The organism is Pseudoflavonifractor gallinarum (assembly GCF_014982855.1).
GTDB lineage: Bacteria > Bacillota > Clostridia > Oscillospirales > Oscillospiraceae > Pseudoflavonifractor_A > Pseudoflavonifractor_A gallinarum.
The window spans coordinates 1-13,244 of the sequence record NZ_JADCKF010000007.1 but is presented as its reverse complement, the minus strand read 5'-3'; the positions used below and the strand labels follow the sequence as shown (position 1 = coordinate 13,244).

Sequence of the window (13,244 nt, the reverse complement as noted above, 5' to 3'; positions counted from 1 at the left end):
GTGACGGGAACGATCAGTCGGCGTCGGTCATGGCCTTCTTGGCCCGCTCGATGTCTTCCTTATCCTTCATGGGGAAGATCAGGTTGGCCAGGATGGCTACGATACAGGTGGCGGCCACCGAGTCAGAGAAGATGAAGCGCAGAACGCCGGGGAGCTGCGCCACCGCTTCGGGATGGCTGCCGAGGCCCAGGCCCAGAGCAAAGGTGATGCCCAGAACCAGAACATTGCGCTCGCTGAAGCCGGCCTTGGCGATCATCTTGATGCCGTTGATCAGGATCATGCCAAACACGGAGATAACGGCGCCGCCGAGAACGGCAGAGGGGATGGCGGAGAACACGGCGCCCAGCTTGGGCAGGAAGCCGCAGATCATCAGTACAAAAGCACCGGTGGCGATGCACCACTTGTTGACCACCTTGGTCATGGAGACGATGCCTGCGTTCTGACCAAAGGCGGTGTTGGGCAGCGCATTAAAGAATGCGGCGGTGGTGGAGCCCAGTGCGTCGGCCAGAATGGCGCCGGAGGTCTCGCGCTCGGTAGCCTCACGGTCAAAGCCGGCAATGGTGATGCCGGAGGTGTTGCCGATGGTCTCCAGGCCGGAGACGATGTACAGTGCGGCAAAGCTCAGGACCGCAGAGGGAGTGAAGACGAGCTTAAACTGCAGGGGCAGAGGCAGGCTTACCCAGCCGGCCTCGGTAATGGTAGAGGTGTCCACCATACCCAGGAAGGCGCAGACCACATAACCCACAACGAGACCGATCAGGATTGCGGAGTTCTTGACCAGGCCCTTTCCAAAGCGCTGAAGCAGGACAATGATGGCCAGAACCATAAAGCCGATGGCGAGATTCCGGATGGAACCGTAGTCGGCCGCACCGGCGCCGCCGGCAAAATAGTCCACACCGACTCCGAGCAGGTTTACACCGATGGTGACCAGCGTGCTTCCCACCACCAGAGGGGGGAAGAAGCGGCGGATATACTTATAGAAGAAGCCCATGATCACTTCGGTCAGGCTTCCCAAGAGGCTTCCGCCTAGGACCGCTCCAATGCCGCCTGTGGCTGCAATGGTAGAAGCAGTGGGAACAAAGGCGAAGGAGGTGCCCATGACGATGGGCAGATTGGCACCGATCTGCTTATTCTTGCCCAGCTTGATGGGATAGAGCTGGATGAAAGTAGTGAGACCGGAGACAAACATGGCGCACTGCACCATAATAACGGTCTGTGCGGCGGAGAGATTACATGCCCCGGCAATGATGAGGATGGGGGCGAGGTTTGACGTAAACATAGCCAGGACGTGCTGCATGCCCAAGGGAAGGGCGGTACGCAGCCGGGGTCTGCCGTCGAGTTGATAGATCAGACGACGGTCTTCGTCCCGTCGGTCGGTGTGGTTGGATGTTCCTGCAGTATTCATCTTAAAGACCTCCATATTACTTTTCTTTCATATGCCATGGTAGCTGGTATGAGCACTGCGTGCGCGGGGCGGTGATCTCCTTTCCACAGAAAATGAAAAGACCGGTTCTTTTTTGTATGGCTAATCATAAAGAAAAGTTTTTAGTATGTCAAGATATTTTTTAGACAAAGCGATGGAAGGGGAGTGGAAAAGGCACCACTTATCTGTGCAAAACGGCCATGTATGGGAAATGAATAGACGCATTCCGGAAAGTTTTATATACTAAAACCATAGGAGAAAGGAGGGGAGGATTGTGCAGGTGGAGGTCCGTTATCGGCCTGGAACAGAAGGGGTTCGGGTGGTTGTGGAGGCGGAGCGGGACGGGCCGGAAGTAAGGGCATTGGTGGAGCGGCTGATGGATTTGGACGAAAAGGTACTGTTGGGACGACTGGGGGAGCAGGTGATTCCCCTTTGCGCGGACTCCCTGCTGCGCTGTTATGCGCAGGGGGGACGTGTAAAGGCGGAAAACGAACAGGGTACCTATGACCTGAAAGAGAGGCTCTATGAGCTGGAGAATAAGCTGGATCGGCATGTCTTTGTCCGGATTTCTCACTCAGAGATCTTCAATTTGCGGAAGATCACAGCGCTGGATCTGTCCCTGACTGGAACAATCCGCATCACTCTGGAGGGAGGAACGGTGTGCTATGTCTCCCGCCGTTTTGTGAAAAAAATCAAAGAAGCGCTGGAATTATCATGACACAGGAGGGATGGATATGAGAGCACGGCGGAGAACATGGATGGTACATATTCTGGCGGGCGGCCTTGTGGGATTGGTAACGCTGTCGTTTCTGGGGGCGGTGATAAACGGATGGAGCGCGGGTGCGCCCCCGCTGCTCAACAGTACGCCTCCGCTCCTGGTCAGTCCGGCGCTGAGCGAGTGGACTGGATCGGCTCCGCTGGCGCTGGTGATTCAGAGTATACTCTACTTTAGTCTGGGCGGCACAGTGGGAGTGGCCACCATGCCCTTTGCGGAGAGCGGAGCGGCGCTGGTCTGCCGGTCTTTGGCACACTTTGCGGTGACGGCCCTGCTCGTTACTCTGACGGCCTGGACATTGGGGTGGATTTGGTCCTGGGAGATCCTGCTGTTCTATCTGGCGCTGTTGACGGCGGTATATCTGCTCATCTGGCTGGGGCGCTGGGTGGGGTGGTATGCCGAGGTGGCCGCCATCCGGGAAAAATTGGGTCTCGCACCAGGTCCCTCCCTGCTGAAATGGAAGGAGAGCCTCCCCTACCTGGGATTTGCGGTCATCCTGTGCCTTGTACTGCCGTTTCTTCTGCGCCTTCTGGATGGCCCGCCTAAGCCGCTGCTCAGCGTTCTGTATGGGTTTGTGCTGCTGCCGGTGGGAGGGCTTTTCTCCGGCTTCTCTCTGGGAAGGAGAGAAGGCTTCTGTCCCCTTTATCCGCTGGCCTGTGCGGGTGCGGTTCTTCTGTTTATTCCGCTGGCCCGTTTGATCTCCAACATGGCCGACGGGATTATGGTTCCCATTGCGTTCTGTTTTGCCCTGCTGGGGAACCTCCTGGGAAGCGCTTGGAGGCGCTTCCGGCGGCAAGGACAAAGTGCATAAAGTTTCATGCCCAAAAGAGCAAGGAATGCTTGCAAAATCGGGAAATAATGATATACTAAACGGTGACTTACTTTGATAAAATGGAGTTGAACCACCATGAAACGAACCACTGTCGCACAGATCTTTGCCGATCAGGCGGCCTTTGGCGGACAGACCGTCACCGTCTGCGGCTGGGCCCGCACCATCCGGGACATGAAGACCTTCGGTTTTCTGGAGCTCAATGACGGCTCCTGCTTCCGAAACCTTCAGGTCGTCTTTGCCGACAATGAGGTGGAAAACTTCAAAGAGATTGCCAAGTGCAATGTGGGCACCTCTTTTGTGGTGACCGGTACGGTAGTCCTGACGCCGGAGGCCAAGCAGCCCCTGGAGCTCAAGGCGCAGACCATCACGGTGGAGGGCCCCTCTACCCCGGACTATCCCCTCCAGAAGAAGCGTCACAGCGTGGAGTATCTGCGTACCATCCAGCATCTGCGTCCCCGCACCAACCTCTTCTCCGCGGTGTTCCGTGTACGCTCTGTGGCTGCCCATGCCATCCACTGCTTCTTCCAGGATCGGGGCTTTGTGTATGTCCACACGCCGCTCATCACCGCCAGTGACTGCGAGGGTGCGGGTGAGATGTTCCAGGTGACCACGCTGGATCTGGCCAATCCTCCCAAGAACGAGGACGGCAGCGTGGATTACAGCCAGGATTTCTTCGGCAAGCGGGCCAACCTCACGGTCTCCGGCCAGCTCAATGCCGAGAACTTCGCTATGGCTTTCGGCAATGTTTACACCTTTGGCCCCACCTTCCGGGCGGAAAACTCCAACACCCAGCGCCATGCCGCCGAGTTCTGGATGATCGAGCCGGAGATGGCCTTTGCCGATCTGAACGACTATATGGACACCGCTGAGGACATGATCAAGTATATCATCCGCACGGTGATGGAGAAGTGCCCCGACGAGATGAACTTCTTCTCCTCCTTTGTGGACAAGGGCCTCAAGGAGCGGCTGGAGCATGTGGCTTCCTCTGACTTCGTGCGGGTGACCTACACCGATGCGGTGGAGATCCTGAAGAAGAACAATGACAAGTTCGACTACAAGGTGGAGTGGGGCTGCGACCTCCAGACCGAGCACGAGCGCTACCTCACCGAGGTGGTCTTCCAGAAGCCCGTCTTCGTGACCGACTATCCCAAGGACATCAAGGCCTTCTATATGCGCCTCAACGACGACGGAAAGACGGTGGCTGCTGCCGACTGCCTGGTACCCGGCATCGGCGAGCTCATCGGCGGTTCCCAGCGTGAGGAGCGCCTGGAGCTGCTGGAGAACCGCATCCGCGAGCTGGGCATGAATCCCGAGGACTACTGGTGGTATCTGGACCTGCGCCGCTATGGCTCCTGCAAGCATGCGGGATACGGCCTGGGCTTTGAGCGCATGGTCATGTACCTCACCGGCGTAAACAACATCCGCGATGTGGAGCTCCATCCCCGCACGGTGGGCAATGCCGAATTCTAAGAGAAAAACAGAAAGGACGTCACATAGTTCTGTCCATGTGACGTCCTTTTTTATACCAATAAGGAGCCTGGACGCTGGTGTGTCCGGGCTCCTTTTGCACATTTTTGAACCGAATGTGGAAGATCATCGGGGGAGCTGGTCCAAGAGGGAGGAGATCTGTGCGTTCAGAGTGTCCACATCGGGGGCGGGCACCGGGTCGTTGGTGAAGTGATAGGTACGCTTGAGCGTGAGAATGCGGTAGAGGCTCTCATCCAGGCTCGCCTCGGTGAGACGGCCCTCCTCCACGGCGGACAAAATCCCTGTATAGGCGGCTGAGAGGTTGTCCGCCCCATGGCAGACCAGAAGTAGGTCACATCCGGCCTCCAGCGCCAGGACAGCGGCCTCATCCATCCCGTAGGTCTGGGAGATGGCACCCATGGTCAGGTCATCGGTACAGACGACGCCCTGAAAGCCCAGCTCTTCCCGCAGGAGGCCGGTGACCACCTTGTGGGAGAGGGAAGCCGGGTACTCCCCGTCAATCCCGCGTTCCAGGATATGGGCCACCATTACGGCCGGGACCTGCTGCTCGATGGCTGTGAGAAAGGGGAGGAGCTCTTCCTCTTTCAACTGGGCCAGTGATTTTTCCACCACGGGGAGACCCAGGTGGGAGTCGGTCTCGGTGTCCCCGTGGCCGGGGAAGTGCTTGACCACCGGAACCACGCCCCGGTCAGCCACACCCTGCCAGGCGGCGGTCCCCAGCTGAGCCACGGTCTGGGCCGATGAGCCAAAAGCACGATCGCCGATCACCGTATTTTCCGGATTGGACCAGATGTCCAGCGAGGGAGCATAGTCGGTATTCAGTCCGAAGGCGGCGCACTCCGCCCCCAGGACTCTGCCGAAGCGCGTGACCAGAGTGGCGTCACCCGTTTGCCCAAAGACCAGGGGAGCGGGGAGGGAGGCCACCTCCGGGGGCATTCGGGAAACCCGTCCCCCCTCCTGGTCGATGGAGAGCAGCAAGGGGATATACTCTCCGTTGGCCTCTTTGAGTGCATTGGTCAGCTGGGCCAGCTGCTGCGCGCTCTCCACATTGCGGGAGAAGAGTATGATACCTCCCACCTGATAGGTCTGGATGGCGGAGAGTGCGTCCTCCCCTGGCGTATACCCTTCCATCCCAGCCACCAGAAGCTGCCCCACCTTTTGGCCCAGGGTCATGGAATCCAACTGCTCCTGGACGGGGTCTGGCGTAGGGGTAGGGGAGGGGGTGGGAGTGGGAGATGGGGTGGAAGAGACTGCTGTGGGTGAAGTGGATGGGGAGGGCGTGGGTTCGGACAATTGGGGAGTACAACCGGTGAAAAGAAATACAAAAAGGAATAGTGACGACAAAATATTATATTTCGTCATCGCTTTTTTCGCCCCTTTCTGGATTTTGAAATGGGACCTGCTTTCCGGGAGGGCCGCTTACCGACCCGGCGCTCCGCGGGTCGCTCACCCTCCCTGGAGATGCGGCGCGTAGGAATACCGGGAGCCATACCGGGGAGGCGGAAACTGATCTGTCCGCTTCCGGGATCGGCGGAAGCACAGACCACTTCCAAAAGTGTCCCTAGTGTAAAGACATCTCCGCCGGGGCCGGTGAGGGTCATGCGGCTCTCGTCAAAGGCATAGCGCCCGCCGGGGAGAGCCTCCACCGGGAGGAAGCCCTCCACGCCCAGGGCGGTCAGAACGAAGAGTCCGAACCGGGTCACGCCGGAGACCGCGGCGGGGAAGGTCTCGCCCACATGGTCGGCCATAAACTCCGCCAGATAGCATTTCTCAATCTCCCGCTCGGCGGTCTGGGCGGCCAGTTCCCGCTCGGAGGCCTGTTTGGCCGCCTTTGGGACGGCGGAGGAGAGTTTCTGCCCCGCCTTTCCGGTCAGGGTGCCCTCCAGCAGTGCGGTCAGGGTGCGGTGGACCATCAGGTCGGGATAGCGCCGGATGGGAGAGGTGAAGTGGCAGTAATCCGAGGCGGCCAGCCCAAAGTGCCCCAGGTTCTGGGGATCATACCGGGCCTTCATCAGGGCACGGAGAACCGCGGTGTGGACCAGAAATTCCTCGGGCTTTCCCCGGGACTCATCCAGCAGCTTTTGCAGGGAGAAGTGATCGGCTTCCCGGAAAGAGTAACCCAGAGGGGAGAGAAGCGCGCGCAGGGCCTCGGTCTTTTCCTGTGAGGGCTTTTCGTGGATGCGGTAGACCGCGGGGGCATCCAGGCGGGAGAGATGGGCGGCCACACACTCGTTGGCGGCCAGCATGAAGGACTCGATAAGCCCCTCGCTGACGCCAGGGGTCCTGGCCTGGATGGAGACAGGGTGCCCCTTCTCATCGCAGAGGATGTAGCTCTCCCGACTGGCCAGATCCAGGCTTCCGCGGCGCTTCCGGCGGGCCTCCAAAATCTGAGCCAGGGCGGCCATGTCCCGCAGCATGGGAAGAATGTGGGCGTACCGCTGGGCCAGGGCGGGGTCAGCGTCCGAGAGGAGGAGATTACAGTCCTCGTAGGTCATGCGTTCCGTCGTGCGGATGACCGACTGGGCGATGGTGTAGTCTGCCACGGAGCCGTCCGGATGCAGAGTCATGATACAGGAGAGAGTCAGGCGGTCCACCTGGGGATTCAGGGAACAGATGCCGTTGGAGAGCTCCGTGGGCAGCATGGGGATGACCTGGTCGGCAAAATAGACCGAGGTGCCCCGCTGCCAGGCCTCCACATCCAGGGGAGAACCCATGGGGACATAGTGGCTCACATCGGCGATGTGGACGCCGAGGACCGGTCGGCCCTGCTCATCGCGCTCCAGAGAGACGGCGTCATCCAGATCTTTTGCGCTGGCGCCGTCGATGGTGATGATGCATTTCTCCCGGAGATCCAGACGGCCGGTCCGGGCAGAGGCGGGCACCTCCTGGGGAGCCTGCCGGGCCTGTTCCAGCACCTGAGGCGGAAATTCCCGCTGGATATGCTGGTCAAAGAGAATGGACTCCACAGCGGCCTCCCGGCTGCCGTCCCGGCCGAAGACCTCCAGCAGGGTGCCCATGGGAGGCTGCTTGGAGGTGCCATAGCTGGTCACCTGGACCGCCGCCCGGTCCCCGGCGTGGGCCCGGTGCTTGCCCACGATCTGGATGGGCTCCCGCAGCTTGTCCCCCGCGGGGACCAGCCAGGCCTCCCGGCCGTGCTTGCGCACCGAGCCGGTGACGGTGGGGTTGCCCCGTCGGAGAATGGCTGTGACTTTCGCAGTGCGCTTCTCACCCGGTGCGGCGGGACCGGGATCGGGACGGATGGCGACGGTGTCTCCGTGCCAGGCGCCGTGTTCCGCCCGGGGCGGGATGAAATAGTCCTCCTCCCGTCCGGCGGCCCCCTCGGGGGTGACGAAGCCGAAGCCACGTCCGGCGGCCTGGTAGAGTCCGGTGATCTCAGAATGGGATTTTGTCATAAGTTCTCCTTTTTTGATTCGGTCAGAGTGAGAGAGTCTAAAGAAAGAGAGGAGGGGACCTCCTCCCCGCAGCAGGCGGCCCGCCAGCCCTCGCCGCCCCAGGCACAGAACCAGAGTCCGGCCTGTGTGCCGCTCTGCCCGGGGGAGAGCAGAGGAACGACAATGGAGCGGGGGGCGCAGTCCAAACCGCGGCCGGTATATTTCACATAGCTCTCTTTCAGGGTCCAGAGGGTGTAAAAGTCCTCCCAGCGGCTGCCCCGGGCGGTAAACCAGTCCCACTCCCCATCGGAGAGGACATAGCGGGGAAGGCCGGGACGGCGTGGCTTGATCCGCTCCACATCCACGCCGAGGGGATGGTCCCCCACACCGCACAGGGCGAAGGGGCCGCTGTGACTGAGATTGAAGTGGAGAGCGGAGTCTGCCAGCACCGGTTTTCCACCGGGAAGCGTGGAAAAGGTCGGGTCAATACATCCATAGTACTTTTTCAGAATGGTGTGCAGCAGTCTGTGGGCGTCCTGCTTGCCCGACGCGTGAGAGATCATCCAGAGCTGGAGCAAGGCACCCTCTCCTTTCTGCTTTGGTTCATTTTATTGTAACCCATCCCCGGGGCGATTACAACGCCGCCCTTGTATACCGGGGAGAGAATCGGTATAATGCAAATCAAAATCGAGCCCTGTTTGGAGGAAAACGTTCGCTCCGGACCGGCTCGGGATTTAGGAGGATTCGGATGACAAAAGAACAATATGAGCGCTGGACGGCGCCCATTGCCCGGCATCCCAAAGGGGCACTGCGTCTGAAACAGCTCAATACCATACTGACTGGCGTATGCTATCTCTGTTATCCACTGCTGCTGCTCTGGCTCATCTGGAACCGGGACGGGCGCTTCTGGCGGGCGACTCTGGTGCCTGGGATCTCCTTTGTGCTGCTCAGTGTTCTGCGCCGGGGATTGAATGTTCCGAGACCCTATGAGGTGTTGGAGATCCAGCCCCTGATCCACAAGGATACCCGGGGGAAGTCGTTCCCCAGCCGCCATGTGTTCAGCGTCTTTCTCATTGACATGGTGTGGTGGTATCTCTGCCCGCCCATGGGATGGGTCTTTCTGGCGGTCGGGCTCCTGCTGGCGGCGGCCCGGGTACTGGGTGGCGTCCATTTTCCGAGGGATGTATTGGCTGGTGCCCTTCTGGCCGTGGCGGCCGGCTGGGTAGGCTTTTGGCTGATCTGAAAAACAGAGTGAAACCTGACAAAAATGTCACCTTTCTGTAAGGCGATTCGATGGCACCGGGTGCTGAGACCGGGTACAATGGAGGCAGCAAAGGAGGAGATATGATGGAACCCATCCTTACGGTGTCCCATTTGCAGAAGTACTATGGAGGCCGGGGCAATGTGACCCGGGCCATCGACGATATCAGTCTGGAGGTGCTGCCTGGAGAATTTGTGGGCATTATGGGTGCCTCGGGCTCGGGCAAGACCACCCTGCTCAACTGTGTGTCCACCATCGACTCGCCCACAGCGGGGCAGATCGTCATTGACGGCCGGGAGATCACCCGACTGAACGGCAAGCAGCTCTCCCGGTTCCGGCGGGAGCGCCTGGGCTTCATCTTTCAGGACTGCAATCTGCTGGACACGCTGACGGCCTTTGAAAATATTGCCCTAGCGCTGACCATCCGCAGGACTCCGGTCGGAAAAATCGAGGGGAGGGTGCGGGAGACCGCCCGTTTGCTGGAGATTGAAGACTGTCTGAACAAATATCCCTACCAGATGTCGGGCGGACAGTGTCAGCGTACGGCTGCAGCCCGGGCAATCATCACAAATCCGGCCCTCATCCTGGCGGATGAGCCCACCGGAGCGCTGGACTCCAAGTCGGCCCGCCTGCTGCTGGACCGTTTTGAGGCCCTCAACCGGGAGCGGGAGGCCACCATCCTGATGGTGACCCACGACGCCTTTACCGCCAGCTACTGTCACCGCATCCTCTTCATCAAGGATGGACGGCAGTTTACCGAGCTGGTGCGGGGCAACAAGAGCCGCAAGGATTTCTTTGGAGAGATCATCGAGGTCGTGACCCTTCTGGGAGGTGACTCCGGCGATGTTCTTTAAACTGGCCCGAAAAAATGTCACCCGGAGCATGCGGGATTATGCCATCTATTTCATTACACTGCTCTTTGGCGTATGTGTCTTTTACGTATTCAATTCTCTGGAGAACCAGTGGGTCATGGAGCTTCTGGCAGAACAAAACTCCGACTATGTCCGGGCCATCCTCCAACTGACCGATGTGGTGTCGGTCTTTGTGTCGGTGGTGCTGGCTGGACTCATCCTCTATGCCAATACCTTTCTTCTCCGGCGGAGAAAGCGGGAGTTGGGCACCTATCTGCTGCTGGGGATGGGGCAGAAGACCATTGCGGTGCTTCTGTTCGCGGAGACCATGTTCATTGGACTTCTGGCCTTGGTGTTCGGCCTTGGACTGGGATTCTTCCTGGCGCAGTTTCTCTCGGCCTTTACGGCCAGTCTCTTTCAGATGACGGTGGACGAGTTCCACTTTGTCTTTTCCTGGAGAGGCGTGGGAAAGACCGTCCTCTACTTCAGCGTGATCTTTCTGGCAGTGATAATCTGCAACTGTGTGCTGGTGGCGCGGCAGAAGCTGATCCGCCTTCTGCAGGCACAGCGGCAGAATGAACAGATCCGCCTTCGTTCCGTGGCCGCCTCTGCGGTGATGTTTGTGCTGGGAGTGGTCCTTCTGGCCGTGGCCTATGGACTGCTGCTGAAACGGGGGCTTTTGACCATTGACCGCATTTTTTGGCTGATGCTGGCCCTCGGTACGGCGGGGACCCTGCTCTTTTTCCGGTCGCTGTCTGGCTTTCTGCTCCGGATCTGTCAAAGCCGGAAGAGGCTCTATTATCAAAACCTCAATATGTTTGTGCTGCGGCAATTCAACGCCAAGATCAACACGAACTATCTCTCTATGACGGTGGTATGCCTGCTGCTCCTGCTGGCCATCGGGATCACCGCCTGTTCGGTGGGGGTCAACAGCACGGTGGAGGGAAATGTGGAGCGAACTGCACCGCTGGACATGACCCTGCGGCTGGATGACGACTACTTTGTCTTTGCGCGGGAGGACCTGCCCGATGCACTGGAGGAGGCGGGATTTGATCCGGAAAACTGGTTGGGCGACTTTGCGGTGGTGTGCCGGTATGCAGTAAAACTGGACGAACCCATTCCGCTGGCGGAGGATGGCCGGGAACTGAACGACGCCTATATCATGTCCCTCTCAGACTTCAACGCCCTTACCGCGCTGCGGGGAGAGAAGCCCTTGGTTCTGGCGCCCAATACCTGCGGCATGGCCGAGGGGACCGAACCGGAATCTTACGGGAAGCCTGAGCGGGAGGCCTGGCAGGATGGGGCGCTTTTTTCGATTGGCGGCCATGTCTATGCGCCCGACCCCAAGGTGTACCATACCGGGGCGCTCTATACCAGTGAGATCGACCTGTCGGATGTCATTATCCTGCCCGACGAGGCAATGGAGACCGTGCAGAAGGAGACAATATGGCTTCGCCAGTATTATCTGGCAGGAGATTACGCGGAAGGGGTGGACCAGGAACATGCGGAGGAGCTGCTCTGGAACGTCTGGGATGAGACCCTGTTCGACCAGGTCGAGGAGCGCGGGAGCGATCCCGATGGCTCATCTGCCTTTGGCTTATCCCTGAGCACAAAGCAGTTTATCTATCTGGACACAATGGGGACCAAGATCCTGGTTCTCTTCATCGGGCTCTATCTGGGAACCATCTTTCTCATCACTTCCGCGGCAGTGCTGGCGCTTCAAATGCTCTCCCAGGCGGCAGACAATGTGGGACGCTACCGCATTTTGCGGAAACTGGGTGTGGAAGAAAAGATGCGTGACCGCTCCATTGATATTCAGGTCTTTCTCTACTTCTTCCTGCCGCTGCTGCTTGCTGTGGTCCATTCCATCGTGGGGATCAAGGCGGCCAATGATGTCATTGCGGAGATTGGGAAATTGGATGCGGTGGCCAGCAGCACCGTGACGGCTCTCATTATTCTGGTAGTATATGGCGCCTATTTTCTGGCTACCTGCTGGGGAAGCCGCAGAATGGTACGGGAACGGTAAGAAAAACGGGAAATTTCTCTTGAAATCGGCCCCCTTTTGTGCTATCATAAAAAACACGCGTTGAAATGGGCGCGAGAGTCAAGCCCATCAATAAGAAGATAGCGCCCACACAGGGCCGAAAGGAAAGATGTAACGTGGTGAAGATTATCCTGAGTGTCGTCCTCGTTCTGATCGCGCTGGCGCTCATCATGGTGGTCATGCTCCAGTCCGGAAAGAGCGCTGGTCTGTCCGGCACCATCGCCGGTGTGGCAGACACCTTTATGTCCAAGAATAAGGCGAAGGGCTGGGACGCAAAGCTGGCCCGCTGGACCAAGTGGGTGGCCATTGCCTTTATGGTGCTTCTGGTTGTCATCAGCTTGATCTAAAGAGAATTCGATATGGTGATTTGAAACATCCCTCTCTGGTAGCAGAGAGGGATGTTTTGCGTTTGCTTTGCAGCAAAGAATAGGGGGCAACCAAGCAAAACGAAAAAAGGAAAGAAAAAGTGAAAAAAGGTGTTGACAAAAGCGGTGTGGGGTGGTATTCTATCTGAGCGCCTCACGAGAGGGCACTGAAACGAGTCGAAAAGTGAGAAGAAACCGAGCGGAAGCTGGACGGACTTCGAGCGGGACTTGAAAAAAGTGCTTGACAAAGTGAGAAGCGTGTGGTAAACTGAATAAGTTCGCTCGGGAGAACGGAAGTCGTTGAAAAAGGACTGAAATCGAGTGATTCGGGGTTGAAAACCTCGAAAAAACTTGAAAAAAGTTCTTGACAGACTCGAAAGAGTGTGGTAAAATAAACGAGTTCCTCGACGAGAGCGAACGAGCTTGAATGAGAGTGCTGCTGAGTAAGAAGCGAAAAACTTCTGAAAAAAGTGCTTGACAAGCGAAAAAGAGTGTGCTAAAATATAGCGCACTGACAGCTGAAAAGCTGTTGAGCGTGTACCTTGTAAATTAAACAACGTGAAAGAAACACGAAACACCAGAAGGACAAGTTGTCCTTCGCAAGCGCAAGTTTGTGAAGGGGCGACTGATTAATTTCTTTGAAGCTAAGAATTAGGCTTCAATAAGATTGATTTAAGCGCGAAAGCGTTTAGATACCATTTTATTGAGAGTTTGATCCTGGCTCAGGATGAACGCTGGCGGCGTGCTTAACACATGCAAGTCGAACGGAGTGCTCATGACGGAGTTTTCGGACAACGGATTGGGTTACTTAGT

11 protein-coding genes and 1 rRNA gene are annotated in these 13,244 nt (G+C 58.0%); 8 read left to right on the top strand and 4 right to left on the bottom strand.

Features of this window, described 5'->3' with window-relative positions; translation table 11 throughout:
- Positions 1 to 13: 13 nt before the first annotated feature.
- Positions 14 to 1,405 (bottom strand): uracil-xanthine permease family protein, encoded by a 1,392-nt coding sequence (locus INF37_RS08515; RefSeq protein WP_101691309.1) that lies wholly within the window; start codon positions 1,403 to 1,405, stop codon positions 14 to 16.
- Positions 1,406 to 1,697: 292 nt separating this feature from the next.
- Here INF37_RS08515 and INF37_RS08510 point away from each other — a divergent pair, with 292 nt between their 5' ends.
- The 3 genes from INF37_RS08510 (at position 1,698) to asnS (ending at position 4,500) form a co-directional block, all read left to right on the top strand.
- Positions 1,698 to 2,141: a LytTR family DNA-binding domain-containing protein gene (locus tag INF37_RS08510; protein WP_193537705.1), complete on the top strand. Its 444-nt coding sequence runs from the start codon at positions 1,698 to 1,700 to the stop codon at positions 2,139 to 2,141.
- A 16-nt stretch (positions 2,142 to 2,157) separates the two neighbouring features.
- Entirely contained in the window at positions 2,158 to 3,009 is an 852-nt protein-coding gene (locus INF37_RS08505) for a DUF3021 domain-containing protein (protein ID WP_193537703.1), read from the top strand.
- 96 nt (positions 3,010 to 3,105) lie between these two features.
- A complete protein-coding gene (gene asnS / locus INF37_RS08500) occupies positions 3,106 to 4,500 on the top strand; it encodes an asparagine--tRNA ligase (RefSeq protein WP_101691306.1) in 1,395 nt (464 codons plus the stop codon).
- Positions 4,501 to 4,623: 123 nt separating this feature from the next.
- Here the strand turns inward: asnS and nagZ are convergent, their stop codons facing one another.
- The 3 genes from nagZ to INF37_RS08485 all read right to left on the bottom strand — a co-directional run bounded on the left by nagZ (position 4,624) and on the right by INF37_RS08485 (position 8,488).
- Positions 4,624 to 5,691: a beta-N-acetylhexosaminidase gene (nagZ, locus tag INF37_RS08495; protein WP_235964272.1), complete on the bottom strand. Its 1,068-nt coding sequence runs from the start codon at positions 5,689 to 5,691 to the stop codon at positions 4,624 to 4,626.
- Between the two features lie 185 nt (positions 5,692 to 5,876).
- On the bottom strand, positions 5,877 to 7,931 hold the full coding sequence (gene rnr, locus INF37_RS08490) for a ribonuclease R (protein WP_193537699.1): 2,055 nt from the start codon (positions 7,929 to 7,931) through the stop codon (positions 5,877 to 5,879).
- Entirely contained in the window at positions 7,928 to 8,488 is a 561-nt protein-coding gene (locus INF37_RS08485; RefSeq protein WP_235964271.1) for a 4'-phosphopantetheinyl transferase family protein, read from the bottom strand. The genes rnr and INF37_RS08485 overlap by 4 nt, the downstream gene beginning before the upstream one ends.
- A 170-nt stretch (positions 8,489 to 8,658) precedes the next feature.
- Between INF37_RS08485 and INF37_RS08480 the strand changes: the two genes are divergently transcribed.
- The 5 genes from INF37_RS08480 to INF37_RS08460 form a co-directional block, all read left to right on the top strand.
- The gene (locus INF37_RS08480) at positions 8,659 to 9,153 is read left to right on the top strand and encodes a phosphatase PAP2 family protein (RefSeq protein ID WP_193537697.1); all 495 of its coding nucleotides are present in this window, start codon (positions 8,659 to 8,661) and stop codon (positions 9,151 to 9,153) included.
- Positions 9,154 to 9,257: 104 nt separating this feature from the next.
- Entirely contained in the window at positions 9,258 to 10,025 is a 768-nt protein-coding gene (locus INF37_RS08475) for an ABC transporter ATP-binding protein (RefSeq protein ID WP_193537901.1), read from the top strand.
- Positions 10,015 to 12,048 carry an FtsX-like permease family protein gene (locus INF37_RS08470; RefSeq protein ID WP_193537696.1) on the top strand — a complete coding sequence of 678 codons (2,034 nt, stop codon included), beginning with the start codon at positions 10,015 to 10,017 and terminating at the stop codon, positions 12,046 to 12,048. Before INF37_RS08475 ends, INF37_RS08470 begins: the two co-directional genes overlap by 11 nt.
- Before the next feature lie 134 nt (positions 12,049 to 12,182).
- On the top strand, positions 12,183 to 12,413 hold the full coding sequence (gene secG, locus INF37_RS08465) for a preprotein translocase subunit SecG (RefSeq protein ID WP_101691301.1): 231 nt from the start codon (positions 12,183 to 12,185) through the stop codon (positions 12,411 to 12,413).
- Positions 12,414 to 13,130: 717 nt separating this feature from the next.
- A 16S ribosomal RNA gene (locus tag INF37_RS08460) occupies positions 13,131 to 13,244 on the top strand; the annotation flags it as partial.